A 22,709-nucleotide genomic window follows, 5' to 3' on the forward strand; every position below is an offset into this window, starting at 1 on the left:
TGCTATTTACCTCCTTTCAAGCTTTTAGCATTCTCAACAGCTTCTTTAACACCCTTTGTAACTGCTCTTGAAGAAATTGTTGCACCTGTCATAGCTTGTATATTCTTAGTATTTGAAGGATCTTTTACTACTTCTAGATCCTCTGATTTCTTACCTTTGAATTCTTTTCTAAACGGTTCTTTAGCTGCATTATCTCCAAGTCCTGGTGTTTCATTAGCTGACTGTATATTATAATCAATTACCTTATCATCTTCTGTTACAGCTACAAGCATTTTAATTGCTCCGCCATAACCTTTTGTTTCAACTGGAATAATATAACCTACAGTTTTGCCACCACTCTTCGCAGTATACCATCCTTCTTTTCCTTGAATTTTTTCAAACTTATCTGCATCAGAAATTAACTTCTGCATTGATTTAACTTCAAGTGCCTTACTGTTCTTTACAGCTATAGGATGAGTTACAAAATATACCATAGCTATAATTATTCCTGATATAAAACAGGCTGCTGTTAAATTCATAGCTATTTGAAATGTACTATAATGTTTTTCTACATGCTGTTCTGCCATTTTTAATTACCTCCTTGCTCCGAATTTTTTTGGAGGGCATAGACGATCAATTAAAGGACTTACACAGTTCATAAGTAATAATGAATAACAAACGCCTTCTGGATATCCACCCTTTAATCTAATCAACGTAGTAATTAATCCTGCTCCAAAAGCAAATATGATTTGTCCTTTACGTGTAATTGGAGTAGTAACCATATCTGTAGCCATAAAGAAAGCTCCTATTACTAATCCACCAGCCATCATATGAAATACTGGATCTCCTGTAAACATGCCGGCTGGTCCAAATACCCAAGTTAAAATGCCAACTGTCGCTATCATAACAACAGGTACTTCCCAGTTAACATATTTTTTATAAATTAAGTATAATCCTCCAAGAACTAATAAAACTGTTGAAGTTTCACCAATACAACCATTACGAGTACCTATAAATAATGCCTTATAAAGATTTGCTTGTCCTCCAAAAGTTTCAATAAGTTTTGAATAACCTTGTAATTTTAAAATTCCTAAAGGTGTAGCACTTGTTACAGCATCAACACCAGGAGCATGAAGAACTGTCCAACTTGTCATAAATACTGGCCATGAAGCCATCATAGCTGCTCTACCTATATGTGCTGGGTTAAATATATTGTAACCTAATCCACCCATAGAATGTTTTGCTATAACTATGGCAATAAATGAACCAAATATAACCATATAAAATGGAACCTTTGGTGAAACACACATTGCTATAAGTAATCCTGTCAAAACAGCACTACCATCACTTATGGTTATAGGTTTATTTCTTATTTTTTGTACAGCATATTCAAAAACTACTGCAGATACAATACCTGCTATAATTGAAATTAATGCATTAATTCCAAAATTCCAAACACCAAAAATAGCCGCTGGTACTAAAGTTGCATTAACAGTCCACATAATCTTAGAAACAGATTCTTCTGAACGAATATGTGGTGATGCAGAAACGGTAAATAGCTTGTCTTTTAATTCTACTTCAGCCATTAATATTCTCCCCCTTACTTCTTCTTCGCATTTTCAGCTGCATTTTGTGCCTTACAATATTTTATATATTGAACAATATTACGTTTAGCAGGGCATACATAAACACAGCTTCCACATTCCACACAATCTAAAAGATTTGCTTCTTCTTTGGCTTCCTGATATAAACCTTTTTGACCAAGAATGCTAAGTTTACTTGGAACTAAGTGCATAGGACATACCTCTACACAGCGTCCACAATGAATGCATGCTGATTCTCTTCCCGAATTAACATCTTTTTTGCTTAAAGCTAATATTCCAGATACACCTTTAATTATAGGTAAATCTATATTAGATTGAGCCATTCCCATCATAGGACCGCCTGAAAGTAATTTTTCTGGAGTTTCTGAAAAACCTCCACAGAATTCTATTGCATCTGAAAATAAAGTACCAACTCTCACTAAAAGATTTTTAGGTTCTTTTATAGCTCCACCACTAACAGTTGTAACTCTTTCTATTAATGGAATTCCTTTAAGTACTGCATCACTTATAGCTGCAACAGTACCAACATTTTGAACCACAACACCTACATCTGCTGGTAATCCACCAGATGGCACTTCCTTATCCACTAAAACTCTGATTAACATTTTTTCAGCACCTTGAGGATACTTTGTTGGAAGTCCAACGACTTGTATACTTGTTCCTTCAAATGCTTTCGTCATAACGTTTATAGCATCTGGTTTATTTTGTTCTATACCAACATAACCCTTATCAATACCAAGAACCTTCATTGTTATTTTTACACCATTAACTATACGTTTACTTTGTTCAAGCATCATTCTGTGATCAGCTGTTAAATAAGGTTCGCATTCAGCCGCATTTAAAATAAATGTATCAACTTTTTTATCTGGTGGTGGAGAAAGCTTAACATGTGTAGGGAAAGTCGCTCCTCCCATTCCAACAATACCAGCTTCCTTAATAATATTTAGCAATTGTTTTTTGTCTAATTTTTCCCAATCATTTCTTTCTACAGGTATTCCTTCTACCCATTCATCTTTCCCATCATTTTCAATAACAATTGCCTGGCACTTACCAAATACAGGATGGTTATAATCACCAATATCCACTACTGTACCTGATATTGAAGCATGAATATTAGCAGAAACAAAAGCATCTGTTTTTGCAATAATCTGTCCTTTTTTTACTTCATCACCTTTTTTTACTATTGGTGAACAAGGCGCGCCAATGTGTTGTCTAACAGGAATTGTAACCTTATTGGGTACTGGTAATACTTCTATAGCTTTACCTGAAGTATAACTTTTTCTGTCATTAGGATGTACCCCACCTCGGAAACTTTTAAACATCTTTAAACACCTCTTTTACATAATTTTAATGGTATGATCTTTTATAAAGAAAATTTATATAAATTTAACTTTAAGCAAACTTTAAGAAATGAATTGAAATTTAAGATAAAATACGTGTAATTATAGGTTTCATATTTTCATCTTTATTAGCAGCTTTATCAAAAAACTTTATATATATAATAGATACAATGAAAGCTAATATTCCACCAACTACTTGAAATGGTACACTTCCATGTCCACTCTTCTCAGCTATAAATCCTCCAATTACTGCACCTATAAAAACTGATACAAGAGGTAAAATATAAACAACAAAAGCTGCCTTCAACATATTTACTTCCTTAATTTCAAAGCTAACATGTTGTCCTGGTTTTGCACCAATAGTATTTATTGCATCTACTACCATAGCCTTGTCTCCTGGACAAGCTCCACAATTTTTACAATCTCCATGCCTATTAGCTTTGACTTTAGCTATATTACCTATTGTTTGAATTACAACTCCTTCTGTCTCCTTTTTCATATTTCTCACCCCTATAAAAGCTTATTTATTAATTAAAACTTAAAAGATTACATCATCATTACTATTAATACTTTAATTATTCATGTATATGCATAATTTTAAGCCTAAAATTACTTATTTTATATCTTTATTTAGTACTGTACTAATCATATCTTTAGTTCTGTACTAATATATAAAAATACCTGTTATAGTCATACATACTTTTTTAATTTTTATTTTACATAAATACATTCAAATATGATATTTGCAATTTTAAAGTTATATTTTTATATTTCAATCATATCAAATCAACCTTTTTAATTTTAACATTACAAAATTCAACCTTATATCTTTAATTATACCTGTTAAAAATTTAATTACAATATGCTTTTGCAAACGCTTACCAAAAAAATATAAAGAAATTTAAATTTCTTTATATAATGATGACTCCCTTCCCATTTTACAATATTTTTTTCTATTTTTTTGAAATATATTGTAATTTCTATTAAATTTGAATAATTTTAGCATACTTTTATTCCTATTTTACATTTTTTACAATGTTTAAAATTGCATTTTTGTAAATTTATGATCGTAATTGTATTTTCTAGAACTGTTAATTCTTAGTCAATTTCGTTTTTTTTATCTATAAACTTAAAATTTATTATTTTAATATATGCATATTAATAAAATTCATCAAAATTTGCTATTTTGAAATTTTAGTCGCTCCATCTTTCACTTTTTTGTTATGTGAATTTGTAAACCACATAAATTTATTCGTTACATTTTTATTGTTACACTTTATACACTACCCTCTATATCATTTAAATAAAGTATAAATTTTATCGTATTATACATTATATTCTTTCATTGTTATAGTTTTTTATATAAGTTTATTTATTTTATTATATTGTCATTTTTATTATTAAAAGTTCACTATTAATATTAAACAACTTTCTTACCCTATAACTACCGTAGTATTCCAACTTCTATCAAATTAATAGATATTAAAACTTTTAATTTTTAGCGATTTAGAAGTTCTTATTTTGTACTTAACAATATCTCCCCCCCCTTATATAATTCATATAAATTTAGTGAAAAAAACAAAACTCTAAAAGGAAAGTGATTCATTTTAAATCAAAGGTTTAAAGCTCTCTGTTTTTTCTACTAAATAAGATTCGCTGATAATAACTAATTAATTTGCAACTAAAAAAGCCCTAATATAATATGTTAACATTTCATTAAAGATAATCAAATGATTAATGAGGATAACATATATATTAAAGCTTTGTTAAAATAATATTAATATAAATATTGAAAATTTAAAAGGCTTTATTACTGTAAGTTTTGTCATTATTAATGATGTTTATGAAAAAATTTCTTATTATCATACATCACTATATTTTAAAGTCAATATTTAAACCTAAAAAGTTATCTATTAAATTTATTATACCTTGTAAAAAAACGTAATATTTTATTTTCACTGTAACTATTTGATGCAATAAGATTTGATTTATAAATCATGTTTCCATCTGCATATATACAAACATTTCCTACCTTATCACCTTTTCTTACAGATCCTTGTAATTTTTCAGGTTTCATAACTTTAACACTGTAGTTAATATTATTTCTAACAGGAATAATAGCATCTTCTCCATATTCCAAATTTAAAACATCTTTGTATAAATCTATTTTTCCAGCATTATCTCCTTTTAATAATATCTTTTTATATTGATAATTTTTATTGACATAATCATAAATTTTTTTTGTTTCCTTCCACCTTTCCCTACAATTTAATACTACAACAATAACATCATTTCCTTGTACTTTATTTGAGGTTACCAAACATTTTCCAGCCTTTCCTGTATATCCCGTTTTTACACCATTAGCCTCAGGTAATTGCCATAATATTTTATTTATGTTGTGATAACTTCTTGTGAAATTATATGTTTTTCCATCTATATCTTTAGAACTTACAATATCATTGAATAACTTAATTTCTTTAGCCTTAGCAGTAATAAGTGCTAAGTCATAAGCTGTTGTATAATGATCATCATAATCTAATCCATGTGGAGTATGAAAGTGGGTATTCAAAACCCCTATTTCACTAGCATATTCATTCATAAGTTCTACAAATTCCTCTACACTTCCACTTACACCTTCTGCAATAGCTATAGCTGCATCATTACCTGATCTAAGCATTAATCCATATAAAAGTTCTTTTAATGATACTTTTTCTCCTTTTTTAAAACCTACAGTAGATCCTCTTATACCGGCTGCTCTTCCGGATATCTCCACATTTCTTTCTAAGTTACCATATTTTATAGCTACTAATGTAGTCATTATTTTAGTTGTACTTGCCATAGGCACTAAATCATATGCTTTTTTTTCATAGAGAACTATTTTTGATTTACTATCCAATGCTATTGCATACCTAGCATCCACAAATATGTCCTTAGTAATGTTCTCTTTACTTACTTTATTATCATTTTCCAAAGCTCGTGCCTCTATTGGTATAAATAAAACTAATATGAATATTATTAAAATCACAGTATTAATGCATTTAAATTTATTTCTCACAACTACATTTACCTCCTTTTAAAGGTATTTCATTTTTTATTAGGTATATAATTATTTTCTCATTTAACTTTTAAATTAACCCATAAACTTTTTCTATATTGTTATATAAAATCCTTTAATGGATATAATTATTAATGAACAAGTTTACTGGACAGCTGTGAAAATATTTATAAGCTTATTATTATCTAAATTAATAGTTATAACATAGAGTTGGAGGAAAATTTAGTGATTCTCACTTTTATCATTATTATCTTAATATTATTAGTACCAATTCCAATTAAATTTAAAGTTAGATATATAGATAATAAATTAGATATTCACATATATAACATAGATTTAACATCAAAAATCAAGTACTCTTCTAAAAAGGTTAGTATTAAAAATAAAGATAAGCAACCTTTTACTCTAAGAAGTTTGAAATTACTTTTATCATTGTTAAATAGAAATAGTTTTAAACCTACACTTAGATTTAAATTAAATTTTGAATATGGACTAGATGACGCTGCTTATACAGCTGTATTCTATGGTTTAATTTCATCATTATATCCTTTAATTATAATGATGTTAAAATATCCTTTTAATATAAAAAAACATTCCATCTGTATAACACCTAACTTAAATAAATTAATTTTAAAATTGGAACTAAACAGTATAATTTTTGTTAATTTTGCTAAAGTTATTTATATACTCTATATAATATATAGAGTTTGGAGAACGAATCAAAAATTAACTCTTACTAAAACTTAAATAAAATGGAGGAATTTATTATGGATAATCATCCTATAGAAAATTTAATGAAAAGTACTATGGAAAATATCAAAGACATGATAGATGTTAATACCATAGTTGGTGATGCTGTAGAAGCTAAAGATGGTACTTTAATCATTCCAATATCTAAAGTTTCCTTTGGTTTTGCATCTGGTGGAAGCGAATTTGATAATAAAAATTCAGGAGGTTCAGGATCTTCTTATCCTTTTGGTGGTGGATCTGGTGCTGGTGTTACTGTAAAACCAGTAGCTTTTTTAGTTACAAAACAAGATTCTGTAAGGCTTTTATCATTAAATCAACAAAATACATATGATAAAATAATAGACTCTGTTCCGCAGGTGATGGACTTTATTAAGAACTTGGTTAAAGAAAAAAATACAACACCACATGAAAAACACGCACACAAAACAGTTGAAAAAAACGAAACTTCCAAAAGTAATGTTGAAGAAAATGAGACTTCCAAAAGTAATAATGAATAATATTAAAGATTAACTGGCTTAACCAATAAACCAGTTAATCTTTAAATAATTTAATCTTCAATTTCTTCTGTCTCTATATTATTACCAATTAGATCATCTAAATATGGTATATCATCAAGATTTTCTAATCCAAAATATTTTAAGAACTCTTCAGTAGTGCCATATAATATGGGTCTTCCTGGTACATCTAACCTTCCTGAATCTTTAATTAATCCTTTTTCTACAAGAGTAGTTAATGCTCGGTCACTTTTTACTCCTCTGATTTCATCTATATCTATTCTCGTTATTGGTTGTTTATACGCAATAATTGCTAAAGTTTCTAATGCTGCTTGAGATAATGATTGTCTAGAATTTGTTCCTAAAAGTTTTTCTATATATTCACTGTTTTTAGACTTAGTAACTAATCCATAACTTTCATTTGCTTTTATCATTGTTATTCCACGATTTTCTTCTTCATAATGCTTGGTCATTTCTAAAAGTAAATCCTTAGTAAACTTTATACTACACTCTATTATTGAAGCTATTTGCTTTATATCTAAAGGTTCTCCTGATACAAATAATAAAGATTCAATTATAGAAAAGTATACGTTTTTAGATGATACTTCTTCAATTTCTACCTGATTAATATTAACATCCTTCATTATCATTTATCCTTTCTATATAAATCTCTTTAAAATTATTTTCTTGAATTACTTTTACAACTCTTAGTTTCATAAGTTCTAGTAATGCAAGAAATGTAACTACCACTTCCATTTTAAAATGACTGTGTTTTACTATGTTAGAAAAAACAATTTTTTTATTATCTACTATAATTCCCTTCAAGTAATCAATTTTATCCTCTATTTTAAATCTATCTAAAGGAATTTCTTTATTAATTGCATTACCTGTATTTATTTTATTTTTATAAATGTTCATAAGCTTATTATAAATATCAAATAAATGCAGCATAGTTATTCCTTTAAGAAAACTTTGAGGTTCAAAAGATTTATTTTTTTCTTCTATTATTTCCGGCTTCTTGCTAAACATTCTTCCTACGCCTTGTTCTCTCTGTTTGAAAAATTTAGCACTTTCTTTAAACTTTTTATATTCAATAAGTTTATTTATTAATTCCTTTCTAGGATCTTTTTCATCACTATCCGCTGCATTTTCATCAACCTTAGTTTTTGGTAAAAGCATTTTTGATTTTATTTCAATTAATGTAGCTGAAATAACTATAAACTCAGAAGTTATTTCAAGATCCATTTCTTCCATAGCTTTTATATATTCCAAATACTGATTAGTGATATCATGTATCTTTATATCATATATGTCCATTTTATTTTTTTTTATTAAATGGAGCAGTAAGTCAAAAGGTCCTTCAAAATTTTCTATTTTAATGTTTAAAGACATCCTATAATCTCTCCTAATTTCAAATATCAACAAACTAATCACATTGCGACGTATTATTTCAAAACACGAAAGTTCATCATTTAAGTATCTCTAATTAATTATCTACAGTATTTAATTATAAGTCAACATCTTTATTTTTGCACATTCCTACCTATAAGCAAAAAATAAATTTTCAATGGTTATAAAACCATTGAAAATTTACTTTTTATACTCCACTATCTAATATTTTTACAAAGTTATCCTTCAAGTTTCCGATAACACCTGGTTTTTTTACATCTCTATCACAATAAATCTTAACTTTTCCTACCAATTTTTCATTTACATATACTTCGCAATATCCTATGATTTCATTAGCTTTGTATTCCTTTTTGTTTTTATCTATTGAGAGTTTTTTAGTTATATTAGAATCTTTTCCTCTTTCCACAACTACAGTTAAATCTTCTTGAGCTTTTGCTATGAAAAATCTATCTCCCTTTTTGTTTAAATTTACTCTTTCAATATCCTTTTCTTTAGTTATGATCTTTCTGCTTTCATACTGTGAAAATCCATAATTCATAAGCATACTTGCATCTTTATTTCTCACCTTATATGTAGGGGAGCCCATTATTACAGCTAACATTCTAACTCCATCCCTTGTGGCAGTTGCAGATATACAATATTTTGCTTCGTCTGTGAATCCTGTTTTTAGTCCATCACATCCCTTGAAAAACCTTACAAGTTTATTATGATTCACTAGTCCTATAGGACTTTTTCTTCCTTCAGATATAGTTTCCATATATGTGCCCGTATATTTTAATATCTTTGGATGTTTTAACAATTCTCTAGACATAATAGATATATCATAAGCTGTAGTCACATGTCCAGGTAAACTTAATCCAGTACAATTCTTAAAACTAGTATCTTTCATTCCAAGCTTATGTGCTCTCTCATTCATAAGCTTAACAAATCCTTCCTCACTACCACCTAAATATTCCGCCATAGCAACAGCTGCATCATTACCTGATGCTATTCCTATTCCTTTTATTAATTCTTCTACAGTTCTTACTTCTCCTGTATCAAGAAGCATAGAACTTCCTCCCATTTTCTTTGCATTTTCACTTATAGTAACTTTATCAGATAATTTTATTTTACCTGAATCTACACCTTCCATAGTTAAAAGCATAGTCATAATCTTTGTAACTGATGCAGGTGCTAGCTTTTCATGAGAATTTTTTTCATAAATTACTTTACCGCTTGTAGGTTCCATTAGTAATGCAGAACTTGCATCTACATTTAATGACTTATCTTCTACCTTAGCATTTGCCGCTGGTTCAGCATTAACTATTGTTGTAAAATTTCCTAAAATCAAAGATAAAATTAATACTATGCTTATTAAAGTTTTTCTTTTCATTTTTACTTCCTCCTCTCTTTAAAATGTATTTTTTCCCGAAACTAATAATATTATGAGGAAATAAAAAATATTACTTAACAAACTTATAGATTCAAAAAACAAAATCTCTGACAATACAATGTTACTTATGCTCTTGGATGTGCTTTTTTATATACTTCTGCAATTTTACTCTTTCTAGAAATAGCCGAATATATTTGGGTTGCTGCTAAATCTTTATGACCTAAAAGCTCCTGTACAGATTTTATATCCGCTCCATTTTCAAGTAAATGAACTGCAAAAGAGTGTCTTAGCGTAAATGCATTTATATGTTTATCTATTCCTGCTATCCTTGTGTAATATTTCACTATCTTCCAAAATCCCTGCCTAGTCATTTGAATTCCTCTTAAGTTTAGAAAAAGTAAATCTAAATTATATATATTAATTTCCGATCTTATTTTTAAATAACTTTCTAAATACTTTACTGCTACAGAACCTATAGGTATAATTCTTTCTTTATTTTTTGACCCTTTACATTTTAAATAAAAAAGCTTTAGATTTATATCATATATAGTAATGTTTAAAAGTTCTGTAACTTTCATGCCAGTAGCATAAAGTATTTCTAGCATAGCCCTATCTCTTATACCCTTATTTGTACTTAAATCTGGTGCTGAAAGCAACTTGTCTACTTCCTCTACAGTTAAAATCTTAGGAATATTATGCTTAATCTTTGGCATTTCATAATTAACTACGGGGTTTTCATTTATAAACCCTTTAATGATAAGATATTTATAAAAGTTTCTAAGAGAAACTATATTTCTTACAATAGACGAAACAGCTCTCCCTTCTTTTTGAAGATGCTGAATATATGCCATTACAGAAACTTTTTCTATTTCTAATACATTTTCATTTCTTTCCTTTATAAAATTATAAAATCTACTTATATCTCTAACATAAGCATCCATTGTATTCTTACTTACTTTTTTCTTTTCCAAATTTTCAATGTATTTCAACAAAACTTTATCCATATATTTTACCTACCCTTTGGACTAATTTACCAAAGCCCTAAAAATTTATTAAATACTATAATATAGTTATGAAGAATATAAATATTTCCATGAACTAAATTGTTTACAAGGATACTATTATCATATACATTAGGCTTATTTATGAAATTATAAAAAATATAATCTAATAACCTGGGCAAAAATAATCCTAAGAACATTAATATAAAAAAGCATTTTAATAATGTCACTATAAAGTCATACACTTCTTTATTTGCATTCATATTATAATGCTCCCGATACTTGCTGCAATAAGTTTAACCATATTCGGACTTAAATATGTTTCAGTAAAGAAACCTATAAACATAACTACAGATACTAATAAAAAAGACAAGGAATATGAAGTAACCCTAATCCAAATATTAGATGTCCACTGTCTATTAGTTTTATCTTTTAGTATTGCCATAGAAAAATCCATAGCAATTACCGATGCTAATATAAAACATGGAATATAAATTATATTTTGTGGTAATACTCCTAAAAGAGAAAATAATATTCCCTTCGTTCCCATTCCATTTACCATAAAACTTATAGTAAATCCTATGGTAAATCCCTTTATAATATCTATTATTAATATAATAGGAATTCCTATCATAGTAAGACCAAGGAACCACATTGCGAGTAAAATAGGAATATTGCTTTTCAAAGTTTCTAAAAATATAGATTTATAGCTTATATTTCCTGAATTAATAGCAGTATTGAAATTCTTAATATAACTTAATAGATCCGTTTTTTCAAAACTCCCCATATACCTTACACTGTACATTCCTAATACTATTCCTGTGCAAATACATAAAAGGCTTACAATGTACAACCAAAAATTGTTTTGTACATGCTTGTTTAGAACTACTAATATCTTGTTTTCTGACATAATTTCATCCCCCTTTTGTTAATCACCTTTTTTAATATTTATGAAAAACAAAAGAGTTATATGCATATATTACTCCATCATAAATGCACTTATAGTTTTTGCATCTATTATTTCACCCTTTTTAATCATCTCTTTAACCTTATCTATTTTAAATTCCTTTACATTTATAAATTCATCTTCATCTTCTAATCCCATATTACCCTTATATAAATCTTCTGCTTTATATATGTATATATATTCGTCACAAAATCCAGGACTTGTAACTATTTTGCCTAAATAATTAAATTTCTTTGCCTTATATCCTGTTTCCTCTTCAAGTTCTCTTATACCACACACCTTTGGATCTTCACCTTTTTCAATCTTTCCTGCTGGAAATTCTAACAAATTCTGTTCTAAAGGTTTTCTAAACTGCTCTACTATAAGTATAGTATCTTTGTCTTTATATGCAATTACGGCAACACCACCTGGATGATTTACAATCTCTCTCTTTGCCTTTTTTCCATTAGGGAGTTCAACAGTTTTTAAATTTAGTTCAATAATTTTACCTTTATATATGTTTTTATTTTCTATTGTTTTCTCTGATAAATCCATTTTTTTATTACCTCCAACAATAATATATAAACTTTTCTTTTATTTTCTTTAATTAAGTTAATTTTATACTTACCATTTGTAATTGTCAATTAAAGGAATATCATTGTTTTTTATTGTTAATGCACGCAACCCCCTAGATATTATTAAAACATTATTATCTAGGGGGTTGTGTTTAATTCAATTTTCATATTTGACTTTCAATTTTCTTTACAAGCCTTTTATAATTTCTTATAACTTCTTTTAATTCTTCTTCTTTATCCTCTTCATCTACTATTTTATCCCTAAGATCATTAATTCGGCTTATAAGTAATGCTTGTATGCTTTTAATTTCTTCCATATTTAAATCCAGTTTCATACTATCACCTTCCTCTTGTTAAAATATTATGTCTTTAATTTATTTTTTAGAAGCTTATACCTTTTTAATTTTTAATACAAATTTATATTGTTTATTACAAAAAGATCTTTTTACTCTACTTTCGAATAAAGAGATCTTTTTTATATACATATCATTAAACTTAAATATAATTTTAATTTATATAGTTACATGTTACACCTATTTATCAACTTATTCAATATAGAAATCGTATAATTTTATGAATCTCTACTTATTACAATCAAATTTTATATATTTACTTTCAATTTTGTCAATTATACCTTCTCTAGCTAACTCTTTAAATCCCTCATTAAATATTTGAGTTAACTTTTCTGTATTTTTCTTCTTTGATAATCCTAATCTTGCATCAAAATTTTCATTAGCTTTTAAAATATAATCAGAAACACAAACCTTATCTTGAAGGTTATTGGAATTTATATAATATTTTCCTATGTAATCATTTAATAGAACCACATCAATTTGATTCTTTAAAAGTTTATAAAATAAAGTATCAAGTTTATAATTTTCATCTTTAATAATATTTCTATCATTTAAGAAATTAGATGGATAAGTATACATACTAATAATACCTATTTTGCATTCTTTCATATCATCATAACAATTAAATGCTTTTTTATTATTCTTATTTGTAATAAGTATAAATTTACTTTCATCCCTATATGGATTTGTAAAGTTTATAATTTTATTTCGATCTTCAGTGTAAGATAGTGTTGGAATCATGTGAACTGCACCATCTTTAACTAACTCAAGAGACAAATCAAAAGGTGCAAAGAACATCTTAAAATTAATATTATTTCTATTACAAATTTCTCTTATTATATCGATATCTATACCTTGATTATTAATATCCTTATTCTCTATGACAAATGGAGGATATTCTTCAGTCACTGCTACCAATGTATTTTCATCCTTTTCTAAAAGCTTAAATAAATTTTTACTTAAATATTTAAAATCACTAGTGCTGCTAACTAATTCTTCAACACATTTATTTTCATTTTTAAGAGAATCATCTATTTGCTTAATTGTAGTCATATCATTTCCAACAGATTCCAAAACTACAGATGCTGTAGAATTAACATTTGTACACGTATCATTTGACTGAATATTTTTATTTGTTAAGGTTTCAACATTAGATAAGGTTTTCACAACCATTTGAACTATTTCATCTATTGAATTTACTGTTTCCTGTAACATAGTAGATTGTGAATCTAATATATTTATGGTTTTTGTAACGTCGCTTTGGGTTGTTAATGCACTTTGATTAATATTTCTTAAAACTTTAAATATGTCATTAGTCGCTTCATCAGTTTCATTAGAAAGTTTCTTAACTTCATCTGCTACAACTGAAAAACCTTTTCCATATTCTCCTGCTCTAGAAGCTTCAATAGATGCATTAAGTGCTAGCATGCTTATTTGTTTAGAAATTTCACTTATATTATTTATAGTTCCTTGAACCTTCATAGTATAATTAACTAAATCATCTATCGATTTTTTAGACACTTTCATGTTCTCTTGAACAACTTTATACTCATTTATCCCCTTTATAATGCGCTGCTGTCTTTCTTTTATACTACTATTCACTACTTCAAATGTATCTTTAATTTCTTCAGATATTTTTAAATTGTTACTCAATTTATCATGCATATCCTCAAGCTGATTTTTAGTTTTCTCTAAATCAATAATATGCAACTGAGAATTATCGGTTAATATAGTACTTTGTCCACTTATATCTTTCATACTTAATGATAAATATTCACTGTATTTTATTATATCGTTTATTAGTTTGAGAAATAATATAATAAAATCATCAATTTCCTGTACAGATGTATCCGAATTGTTTTTTTCAATAATATTTGAAGTTTCTAATTTATTATTCTTTGAAGCTCCATAAACCTTATATGCTAATACTATATTGCTTATAAGTAATATCAATGTAAATATACATATTACTTTTAACATAATTATATCCCCTCTCCTATAAAAACTTAGTAAAATTTTATAAAATTTTTTAAAACTACCAATGTTGTCCACAAAACAATTTGATTATATCTACAAAGTTATCCTTTGTCAAACGATTAATTACCTAAATTTCTCAATTTTTACTCCAAATTCATTTAATCAATTAAAATACTACAAAAAACATAAAAATTCTATATCATTAAACAAAACTTATTTTCATAGACTAAATTAAAATTTTTTTCTGTATATTTTTTGTATATTTATAGAGATGTAATTGCGCTCTAAAAATCGCCAATATAGCAATTTTGAAAATTCTAAAATTGTTAAAATTTATATTATATCAATGGGTTGAATATTTATTCTATTTACGCAAAAATGTTCAAAAATAAGTAATTGACAAAGTATATTTATCTAGCTATAATCAAAATATCGGTAGTAACCACCTAGGTGGTTATTAATTATAAAAGTGTAAGGGAGAAATGAATAAATGGCATTTAATCTAAGAAACAGAAACTTTTTAACATTAATGGATTTTACACCAAAAGAAATTCAATACATGATAGATTTAGCAAAAGACTTAAAAAGAGCTAAATATACAGGAACAGAAGAACAAACACTTAAAGGAAAAAATATAGTTCTATTATTTGAAAAGGATTCTACTAGAACAAGATGTTCATTTGAAGTAGGAGCACTTGATCAAGGAGCTCATGTTACATACCTAGGACCAACAGGAAGTCAGATGGGTAAAAAAGAATCTATAGCTGATACAGCAAGAGTACTTGGAAGAATGTATGATGGTATCGAATACAGAGGATTTGATCAATCAGTAGTAGAAACATTAGCAGAGTATACTGGAGTACCAGTATGGAATGGTTTAACAACACAGGACCATCCAACACAAATACTAGCAGATTTCTTAACAATAGAAGAACATATCGATAAGCCATTAAACAAAATAGTATTTGCATATGCAGGCGATGGAAGAAACAACATGGCAAATGCTTTAATGATAGGTGCAGCAAAAATGGGAATGGACTTTAGAATAGTAGCACCAAAGGAATTATTTCCAGAAGAAGATCTAGTTAAGAAATGCCAGGAAGTTGCAAAAGAAACTGGAGCAAAAATAACTCTTACAGATAATGTAGCAGAAGGAGTTAAGAATGCAGATGTTCTTTATACTGATGTTTGGGTATCCATGGGAGAAGCAGCAGAAGTATGGGAAAAGAGAATTAACTTATTAAAACCATATCAAGTAAACATGGAAATGGTTAAATTAACAGGAAATGATAAAGTAATATTTGAACATTGTCTTCCTGCATTCCATGATTTAAATACTAAAGTTGGAAGAGAAGTTTATGAAAAATTCGGATTAAAAGAATTAGAAGTTTCCAATGAAGTATTCGAAGGAAAACATTCAGTAGTATTTGATGAAGCTGAAAACAGAATGCACACTATAAAAGCTGTTATGGTTGCAACACTAGGAAAATAATACAAATTATTCAATATTTTGGGGGTAAAAATAATGAGAATAGTAGTAGCATTAGGCGGAAATGCCTTACAAGCTGAAGGAAAACCAGCAACTGCAGAATCACAATTAGAAGTTGTTAAGGAAACTGTTATATATTTAGCAGATATGATAGAAAAAGGTCATGAACTTATTATAGCTCACGGTAATGGTCCTCAAGTTGGTAGACTTGTTATCCAAAATGAATATGCTAGCAAAGTAACACCAGCTATGCCTTTTGATGTTTGTGGTGCTATGAGCCAAGGAATGATCGGATACCACATTCAACAAGCTTTAAAAGATGAACTAAAGAGAAGAGACATAAACAAAGAAGTATCTTCAATAGTTACACAAGTTGTTGTTGATAAAAATGATAAAGGTTTCCAAAACCCAACTAAACCAATCGGACCTTTCTATACTGAAGAAGAATCTAAAGCTTTAGAAAAAGAAAAAGGTTATATAATGGTAGAAGATGCAGGTAGAGGATATAGAAGAGTTGTTGCATCTCCTGCACCTGAAAGAATAGTTGAACTTAATACTGTTAAAGCATTAGTAAATGAAGGACAAGTAGTTATAACTGTTGGTGGCGGTGGTATTCCTGTAGTAGAAGACCAACAAGGTTTCCTACATGGAGTAGCAGCTGTTATAGATAAAGATTTTGCTTCTGAAAAGCTTGCTGAAGATTTAGATGCTGATATGTTATTAATTTTAACAGCAGTAGACAGAGTAGCTATAAACTTTGGTAAACCAAATCAAGAAAATCTTCCAGTTATGAACATAAAAGATGCTGAAAAGTATATAAGTGAAGGACAATTTGCTCCAGGAAGTATGCTTCCAAAAGTAAGAGCTGCCGTAAAATTTGCTTCATCTAAAAAAGGAAGAAAAACTTTAATTGCATCCCTTGATAAAGCAAAAGATGCATTAGTAGGAAAGAGCGGAACAATAGTAGAACAATAATAGAAATTCATAGTCTCTTAATATAATACAAATAAAAAATTTCTAAAATGGGTACTTATTATATTTACAGCTAAATATAATAAGTGCTCATTTTTTTATACAAATTTTCTAAGTTAGGCATCTAAAAGAAAATAACAAGGCCAGTATGCAACGGATATTTTTTGTAAGACAAGGATACAGGTTCCGCAGAAGCTTAAGCTATCTAAGGGTTCTGTGGACGCAGTATTACAAAAAACAGACTAACATTTGGCCTTGTTATTTTTTTTAAGATGCCTTATATAAAGTTTTAGAGTACTTTAATAAATTTGTATAAAGCAAGAGCATATGTAAGCTCTATAATATTACTTATAGCATCTATACTCATTCTCTTATACACTCTATTAGACGATTTTCAATACATGTATGTTTACTATTAAAATACCAATTCTTTTATATTATCCTATTTTGTTTTTCTTTTAGCTTTAATATAAATATTAATAAAATATAAAAATCTGTGCAACTCTTCAGAGTTTACACAGAGATACCTTTTTTAATATTTACAGTTAAAATTAACTTTATCCTATAGGCAATTTTTTTCTAATTTTTTCTAAGTTATATCCAAATTCATCATCCAACAGATTCCTATACTTTGAATATATTTCAGATATAAATATATCATGGGTTATAAAACACTCAGTAGAAAGCATAAATGACTTATTCTGTGTCCATACAGCACTACTGTCTTCATCTTTAAATATTGAAAATAAACTTTCAGAATAATCCGTTACTAAGCATAACCATCTTCCATTTATATCAGCATCTTCTTCCATACCATACATTTCATGATAGTATACTTTTCCTATTTCATTTTCTATATTCCCGTAAACAACACAAACTATTTCTACTCCCCTATCATGTGCTTTTAGCAGGTCATCATATAATAATTTATAATTTCCTGCCCAAACATCTAAATAAATGCTCTTTTTAGCATTTTTAATCATATACCTTATCTTATCATTACATTGATTTTCCCCTTGAAAATGCCACATATAATCAACATGTTTAGTATTACTTATGTTATTTATATTTTCCTTTAAATATTTTATAGTGTACTCAGTTTCTTTTTTATATCTATTTAAAAATTCATCCAATGGAACTGCCACATATCTAACTGGATCAGATCCATTTAGTATTAGCATGCACTTGTTGGCAAGTTCCTTAACTGTATCATATATTTTTGATTGTGGAACTCCTGATCTTTTTCCTATTTCGTAAGCAGTAATTTCAGGGTTTTCTAACAACGCTACATAAACTTTAGCTTCATATTTATTTAATCCTAATTTAGTAAGTTCATTAATTACATTAGACCCTTTATCTTTCATTAACAATTGTCCTCCAATTTATAAGTAAAAATATTTTGTAAGTTAATTAATCGAAATAGCAATATACATACATTACCCTGAATATATATTCATGTTATCATAAAAATAAAAACTGTGCAAAACTTAATTATGGATTATTCACCATATATTAAAATTTACACAGTTCATGTTATTAAAAGTAAAATATGTACTACTTTAGCCCAATCTTCCAGTTAGTACCATATATAAAGCAATGATACCTGCAACTAAGATTATTGCTGCTATTACTTTTTCATATGATAAGAATACATTTTCTCCCTTTTCTTTCTTAGCCTTAATAAAGAATGGTATTCCTACTGCATATACTATTATAATCATTATACTTTGTGTTCCTGCAGCGTATACAAGCCAAGCAGCATAAATACTTGATACTACAGCTATTGCAATATCCTTAGTTCTTCCATCTGGATTTTCATCATAAGTTTCACCTGAAGCTGATAATTTCCATCCGTATAATCCACTAAATAAATATGGAATTAATATGGCTGCACTTGCAATAGAATATAACATTTGATATGTACCATTAGAGAATAAAGTAAGTATCAATGAAAATTGAACTACTACATTAGTAAGAGTTAAAGAATTCATTGGTGCAGCATTTTTATTTTGTTTAGAAAATATCTTTGGGAAAACACCATCTTTAGCAGCTACAAATGGAATTTCTGCTGCTAAAAGAGACCATCCTAATATAGCTCCAAGTAATGAAATTACTAGTCCTAAGTTTATTATAATTGCTCCCCATTTTCCAACAATGCTTTCAAGAAGATATGCCATTGAAGGAGTATCTAATTTAGATAATCCTGCTTGATTCATTACTCCTAAAGATAACACTGAAATTAAAATGTATATCATAAGAGTTCCAACCAATGCCATTACTGTAGCTTTTCCTACATCGCTTTTCTTTTTAGCTCTTCCTGAAACAACAACTGCTCCTTCTATACCAATAAATACCCACAAAGTTACAAGCATTGTGCTTTTCACTTGTTGTACGACACTACCTAAACTTGGGTTTGCTTTGCCCCAAAAATCTAGAGTAAATATATTAACTTTAAAAGATATGATAATTACGATTAAGAATAAGAATATAGGTATCAACTTACCTATAGTAGTTACTACATTTATAAGAGCTGCTCCTTGCACGCCTTTTGATATTAATCCTTGAACAGCCCATACAAGAATTGATGCGCAAACTATAGAAAGTATATTATTTCCTTGTCCAAAAGCAGGTATAAAATATCCTAAAGCTCCAAATAACATTACTAAATAGGATACGTTTCCAATTAAAGCACTTAGCCAATAACCCCATGCAGAGTTAAATCCCATGTACTCTCCAAATCCAGCTTTAGCATAACTATAAACTCCACCATTTAAGTCAGGTTTTCTAGTAGCAAGGTTTTGGTACACAAATGCAAGAGCTATCATTCCAACTCCAGTAATAACCCAACCTATAATAATAGCTCCAGCACTAGCTCCTTTTGACATATCAGCTGGTAAACTAAAAGCTCCTCCACCGATCATTGAGCCAATAACTAAAGCAATAAGTGAAAATAATCCTAGTTTGTTTTCCTTTTCCAAATTTAAACTCCCCTTTTTGTTATTAAACTATGTTACCAGTTTTACCTGATAACATAGTTTAAAATTCATATTATTTTCCTAATGTTGCAACCATAACAGCTTTTATAGTGTGCATTCTGTTTTCAGCTTCATCAAATACTACTGAATGTTTTCCTTCGAATACTTCATTGGAAACTTCTAATTCTTTTAATCCGAATTTTTCATAAACTTCTCTTCCAACTTTAGTATTTAAATCATGGAATGCAGGAAGACAATGTTCAAATATTACTTTATCATTTCCTGTTAATTTAACCATTTCCATGTTTACTTGATATGGTTTTAATAAGTTAATTCTCTTTTCCCATACTTCTGCTGCTTCTCCCATGGATACCCAAACATCAGTATAAAGAACATCTGCATTCTTAACTCCTTCTGCTACATTATCTGTAAGAGTTATTTTTGCTCCAGTTTCTTTTGCAACTTCCTGGCATTTCTTAACTAGATCTTCTTCTGGGAATAATTCCTTTGGTGCTACTATTCTGAAGTCCATTCCCATTTTTGCTGCACCTATCATTAAAGCATTTGCCATGTTGTTTCTTCCATCACCTGCGTATGCAAATACTATTTTGTTTAATGGCTTATCAATATGTTCTTCTATTGTTAAGAAATCTGCTAGTATTTGTGTTGGATGGTCCTGTGTTGTTAAACCATTCCATACTGGTACTCCAGCATACTCTGCTAATGTTTCTACTACTGATTGATCAAATCCTCTGTATTCAATACCATCATACATTCTTCCAAGTACTCTTGCTGTATCAGCTATAGATTCTTTTTTACCCATCTGACTTCCTGTTGGTCCTAGGTATGTAACATGAGCTCCTTGATCAAGTGCTCCTACTTCAAATGAACATCTTGTTCTAGTAGAATCTTTTTCAAATAATAGAACTATATTTTTTCCTTTAAGTGTTTGTTCTTCTGTTCCTGTATATTTAGCTCTTTTTAAGTCTTTTGCTAAATCTATCATGTATTGAATTTCTTTTGGTGTGAAATCCATTAATGTTAAAAAGTTTCTATTTCTTAGATTAAATGCCATTTATTCATTTCTCCCTTACATTACATATTTATTAAAGGTTTTCTCTGTAAAGAGGCATGCTCATACATCTTGGGCCTCCTCTTCCTCTTGATAATTCTGAGGAAGGAATAACGTGAAGCTTAATTCCATAGCTTTCTAAGATTTTGTTTGTTACATGGTTTCTTGAGTATACAACAACTTCGCCTGGAGCGATAGCTAAAGTATTTGAACCATCATTCCATTGTTCTCTTGCAGCATGGATTTTGTCTCCACCACCACATCTTATAAGTGTAACTTTTCTTCCTAAATGTTTTCCTAATATAGCTTCTAATTCCATAGTCTGTTTTTCAACTTTTAAACCACTTGCTGATTTTGCATCTTTAGTTATTTCATATACTGTTAATGGTCCTTCTATTTCAGGATGTATAGTAAATTTGTCATAATCAACCATTGTAAATACAGTATCTAAATGCATGAATGCTCTAGAAGCTGGAATATGGAAAGCTAATACTGTTTCAAATTTTGTATTCATTTTGAATAATCTTTTGCAAACTTTTTCTATTGAAGCTGAATCAGTTCTTTGTGAAATACCTATAGCTAAAACTTTTTCACTTAAGATTAATTCGTCTCCACCTTCGATTGATGTTGTTTCATCCCTATTAAACCATAGTGGAAGATTTGCACCCTTAAATCTTGGATGATTTTCAAATATATATTTTGCAAATATAGTTTCTCTATTTCTTGTTTCAGTTCTCATATGATTTAAAGTAATTCCATTAGCAATTGTTGCAAATGGATCTCTTGTGAAGTATAAGTTTGGCATTGGATCACATATGAAAGGATAAAAATCGTTTACCTGATCATAAAGTGAATTTCTAGTATAAGAATCTAATTCTTCTTTTCTTATTCCTGCCATCATCTTGTCCACCATTTCTTTATTAGAAAAAGTATTCAAGTAATCTGTTAATGCAGCTTTTAATCCTTCACTTTCAACTCCAGCTTCATCTATGAACTGGCTTATGAATTTAGCTTTAACTGCTTTATCTTCAACAGCTTCTGCAGCAAGTTCTTCAAGATAAAGAACTTCTACTCCACAATCTCTTAAAGTTTTAGCAAAAGCATCATGCTCTTCCTGTGCAACTTTTAAATATGGGATATCATCAAATAATAATCTTTCAAGAAGCTCAAGAGTTAAATTTTCTACTTCTTGTCCTGGTCTATGTAGTAGAACTGTTTTTAATCTACCTATTTCTGATGTAACATTTAAAACGTTATTTTTAGTAATAGTTTCCAAAACTATCCCTCCTCATTTAATATAAAATGTAAATTTAATATTTAACAATTAATAATTGAAATTAATATT

At 28.4% G+C, this 22,709-nt stretch carries 21 protein-coding genes; 4 read left to right on the plus strand and 17 right to left on the minus strand.

What is annotated here, in order from left to right; translation table 11 throughout:
* Positions 1-2 precede the first annotated feature (2 nt).
* From HBE96_RS01220 to HBE96_RS01240, 5 genes are all read right to left on the minus strand, one after another.
* Positions 3-566 carry an RnfABCDGE type electron transport complex subunit G gene (locus HBE96_RS01220; RefSeq protein ID WP_169295947.1) on the minus strand — a complete coding sequence of 188 codons (564 nt, stop codon included), beginning with the start codon at positions 564-566 and terminating at the stop codon, positions 3-5.
* A 6-nt stretch (positions 567-572) separates the two neighbouring features.
* Positions 573-1,565 (minus strand): RnfABCDGE type electron transport complex subunit D, encoded by a 993-nt coding sequence (locus tag HBE96_RS01225; protein WP_169295948.1) that lies wholly within the window; start codon positions 1,563-1,565, stop codon positions 573-575.
* 14 nt (positions 1,566-1,579) lie between these two features.
* A complete protein-coding gene (rsxC, locus tag HBE96_RS01230) occupies positions 1,580-2,905 on the minus strand; it encodes an electron transport complex subunit RsxC (RefSeq protein ID WP_169295949.1) in 1,326 nt (441 codons plus the stop codon).
* A 100-nt stretch (positions 2,906-3,005) separates the two neighbouring features.
* Positions 3,006-3,422, minus strand: a complete 417-nt coding sequence (locus HBE96_RS01235; RefSeq protein WP_169295950.1) for a SoxR reducing system RseC family protein — start codon at positions 3,420-3,422, stop codon at positions 3,006-3,008.
* Between the two features lie 1,407 nt (positions 3,423-4,829).
* Positions 4,830-5,978 (minus strand): D-alanyl-D-alanine carboxypeptidase family protein, encoded by a 1,149-nt coding sequence (locus HBE96_RS01240; protein WP_342590143.1) that lies wholly within the window; start codon positions 5,976-5,978, stop codon positions 4,830-4,832.
* 225 nt (positions 5,979-6,203) lie between these two features.
* On the opposite strand from HBE96_RS01240, the gene HBE96_RS01245 reads away from it, so the two are divergent.
* Positions 6,204-6,725, plus strand: a complete 522-nt coding sequence (locus tag HBE96_RS01245) for a DUF2953 domain-containing protein (protein ID WP_169295951.1) — start codon at positions 6,204-6,206, stop codon at positions 6,723-6,725.
* A gap of 20 nt (positions 6,726-6,745) precedes the next feature.
* The gene (gene ytfJ, locus HBE96_RS01250; RefSeq protein ID WP_169295952.1) at positions 6,746-7,225 is read left to right on the plus strand and encodes a GerW family sporulation protein; all 480 of its coding nucleotides are present in this window, start codon (positions 6,746-6,748) and stop codon (positions 7,223-7,225) included.
* Positions 7,226-7,275: 50 nt separating this feature from the next.
* On the opposite strand, the gene scpB is transcribed toward ytfJ, so the two are convergent.
* The 8 genes from scpB to HBE96_RS01295 all read right to left on the minus strand — a co-directional run bounded on the left by scpB (position 7,276) and on the right by HBE96_RS01295 (position 14,859).
* Entirely contained in the window at positions 7,276-7,866 is a 591-nt protein-coding gene (scpB, locus tag HBE96_RS01255; protein WP_169295953.1) for an SMC-Scp complex subunit ScpB, read from the minus strand.
* The gene (locus HBE96_RS01260; protein WP_169295954.1) at positions 7,853-8,614 is read right to left on the minus strand and encodes a segregation/condensation protein A; all 762 of its coding nucleotides are present in this window, start codon (positions 8,612-8,614) and stop codon (positions 7,853-7,855) included. Before HBE96_RS01260 ends, scpB begins: the two co-directional genes overlap by 14 nt.
* A gap of 205 nt (positions 8,615-8,819) precedes the next feature.
* On the minus strand, positions 8,820-10,004 hold the full coding sequence (locus HBE96_RS01265) for a D-alanyl-D-alanine carboxypeptidase family protein (protein WP_169295955.1): 1,185 nt from the start codon (positions 10,002-10,004) through the stop codon (positions 8,820-8,822).
* A gap of 125 nt (positions 10,005-10,129) precedes the next feature.
* Positions 10,130-11,008 carry a site-specific tyrosine recombinase XerD gene (gene xerD, locus HBE96_RS01270; protein ID WP_169295956.1) on the minus strand — a complete coding sequence of 293 codons (879 nt, stop codon included), beginning with the start codon at positions 11,006-11,008 and terminating at the stop codon, positions 10,130-10,132.
* 256 nt (positions 11,009-11,264) lie between these two features.
* Positions 11,265-11,915 (minus strand): stage II sporulation protein M, encoded by a 651-nt coding sequence (spoIIM, locus tag HBE96_RS01280; protein ID WP_169295958.1) that lies wholly within the window; start codon positions 11,913-11,915, stop codon positions 11,265-11,267.
* A gap of 69 nt (positions 11,916-11,984) precedes the next feature.
* Positions 11,985-12,506 (minus strand): NUDIX hydrolase, encoded by a 522-nt coding sequence (locus HBE96_RS01285; protein WP_169295959.1) that lies wholly within the window; start codon positions 12,504-12,506, stop codon positions 11,985-11,987.
* Positions 12,507-12,690: 184 nt separating this feature from the next.
* Positions 12,691-12,861, minus strand: coding sequence for a hypothetical protein (locus tag HBE96_RS01290; protein ID WP_169295960.1), 171 nt, complete (start codon positions 12,859-12,861; stop codon positions 12,691-12,693).
* Positions 12,862-13,107: 246 nt separating this feature from the next.
* Positions 13,108-14,859 carry a methyl-accepting chemotaxis protein gene (locus tag HBE96_RS01295; RefSeq protein ID WP_169295961.1) on the minus strand — a complete coding sequence of 584 codons (1,752 nt, stop codon included), beginning with the start codon at positions 14,857-14,859 and terminating at the stop codon, positions 13,108-13,110.
* Positions 14,860-15,346: 487 nt separating this feature from the next.
* Here HBE96_RS01295 and argF (HBE96_RS01300) point away from each other — a divergent pair, with 487 nt between their 5' ends.
* Together argF (HBE96_RS01300) and arcC are read left to right on the plus strand one after the other, a co-directional pair.
* Positions 15,347-16,348, plus strand: a complete 1,002-nt coding sequence (gene argF / locus HBE96_RS01300; protein WP_169295962.1) for an ornithine carbamoyltransferase — start codon at positions 15,347-15,349, stop codon at positions 16,346-16,348.
* 33 nt (positions 16,349-16,381) lie between these two features.
* Entirely contained in the window at positions 16,382-17,320 is a 939-nt protein-coding gene (gene arcC / locus HBE96_RS01305; protein WP_169295963.1) for a carbamate kinase, read from the plus strand.
* Positions 17,321-17,874: 554 nt separating this feature from the next.
* Here arcC and HBE96_RS01310 read toward each other — a convergent pair.
* The 4 genes from HBE96_RS01310 to arcA all read right to left on the minus strand — a co-directional run bounded on the left by HBE96_RS01310 (position 17,875) and on the right by arcA (position 22,631).
* A complete protein-coding gene (locus HBE96_RS01310; protein ID WP_169295964.1) occupies positions 17,875-18,681 on the minus strand; it encodes a TrmB family transcriptional regulator in 807 nt (268 codons plus the stop codon).
* A gap of 195 nt (positions 18,682-18,876) precedes the next feature.
* A complete protein-coding gene (gene arcD / locus HBE96_RS01315) occupies positions 18,877-20,295 on the minus strand; it encodes an arginine-ornithine antiporter (RefSeq protein ID WP_169295965.1) in 1,419 nt (472 codons plus the stop codon).
* A 70-nt stretch (positions 20,296-20,365) separates the two neighbouring features.
* Positions 20,366-21,367 (minus strand): ornithine carbamoyltransferase, encoded by a 1,002-nt coding sequence (argF, locus tag HBE96_RS01320; protein ID WP_169295966.1) that lies wholly within the window; start codon positions 21,365-21,367, stop codon positions 20,366-20,368.
* Between the two features lie 31 nt (positions 21,368-21,398).
* Positions 21,399-22,631, minus strand: coding sequence for an arginine deiminase (gene arcA, locus HBE96_RS01325; protein WP_169296099.1), 1,233 nt, complete (start codon positions 22,629-22,631; stop codon positions 21,399-21,401).
* Positions 22,632-22,709 lie beyond the last annotated feature (78 nt).

It is taken from the genome of Clostridium muellerianum, from assembly GCF_012926525.1.
In the GTDB taxonomy this organism is placed as follows: Bacteria; Bacillota; Clostridia; order Clostridiales; family Clostridiaceae; genus Clostridium_AM; species Clostridium_AM muellerianum.

Coding starts and splice junctions, on each gene's coding strand:
- HBE96_RS01265 (WP_169295955.1), bottom strand. CDS start 10,004: ATGAAAAGAAAAACTTTAATAAGCATAGTATTAATTTTATCTTTGATT.
- spoIIM (WP_169295958.1), bottom strand. CDS start 11,915: ATGTCAGAAAACAAGATATTAGTAGTTCTAAACAAGCATGTACAAAAC.
- ytfJ (WP_169295952.1), top strand. CDS start 6,746: ATGGATAATCATCCTATAGAAAATTTAATGAAAAGTACTATGGAAAAT.
- HBE96_RS01235 (WP_169295950.1), bottom strand. CDS start 3,422: ATGAAAAAGGAGACAGAAGGAGTTGTAATTCAAACAATAGGTAATATA.
- HBE96_RS01290 (WP_169295960.1), bottom strand. CDS start 12,861: ATGAAACTGGATTTAAATATGGAAGAAATTAAAAGCATACAAGCATTA.
- HBE96_RS01285 (WP_169295959.1), bottom strand. CDS start 12,506: ATGGATTTATCAGAGAAAACAATAGAAAATAAAAACATATATAAAGGT.
- argF (WP_169295966.1), bottom strand. CDS start 21,367: ATGGCATTTAATCTAAGAAATAGAAACTTTTTAACATTAATGGATTTC.
- HBE96_RS01260 (WP_169295954.1), bottom strand. CDS start 8,614: ATGTCTTTAAACATTAAAATAGAAAATTTTGAAGGACCTTTTGACTTA.
- arcC (WP_169295963.1), top strand. CDS start 16,382: ATGAGAATAGTAGTAGCATTAGGCGGAAATGCCTTACAAGCTGAAGGA.
- xerD (WP_169295956.1), bottom strand. CDS start 11,008: ATGGATAAAGTTTTGTTGAAATACATTGAAAATTTGGAAAAGAAAAAA.
- HBE96_RS01225 (WP_169295948.1), bottom strand. CDS start 1,565: ATGGCTGAAGTAGAATTAAAAGACAAGCTATTTACCGTTTCTGCATCA.
- argF (WP_169295962.1), top strand. CDS start 15,347: ATGGCATTTAATCTAAGAAACAGAAACTTTTTAACATTAATGGATTTT.
- HBE96_RS01310 (WP_169295964.1), bottom strand. CDS start 18,681: ATGAAAGATAAAGGGTCTAATGTAATTAATGAACTTACTAAATTAGGA.
- HBE96_RS01220 (WP_169295947.1), bottom strand. CDS start 566: ATGGCAGAACAGCATGTAGAAAAACATTATAGTACATTTCAAATAGCT.
- HBE96_RS01295 (WP_169295961.1), bottom strand. CDS start 14,859: ATGTTAAAAGTAATATGTATATTTACATTGATATTACTTATAAGCAAT.
- rsxC (WP_169295949.1), bottom strand. CDS start 2,905: ATGTTTAAAAGTTTCCGAGGTGGGGTACATCCTAATGACAGAAAAAGT.
- scpB (WP_169295953.1), bottom strand. CDS start 7,866: ATGAAGGATGTTAATATTAATCAGGTAGAAATTGAAGAAGTATCATCT.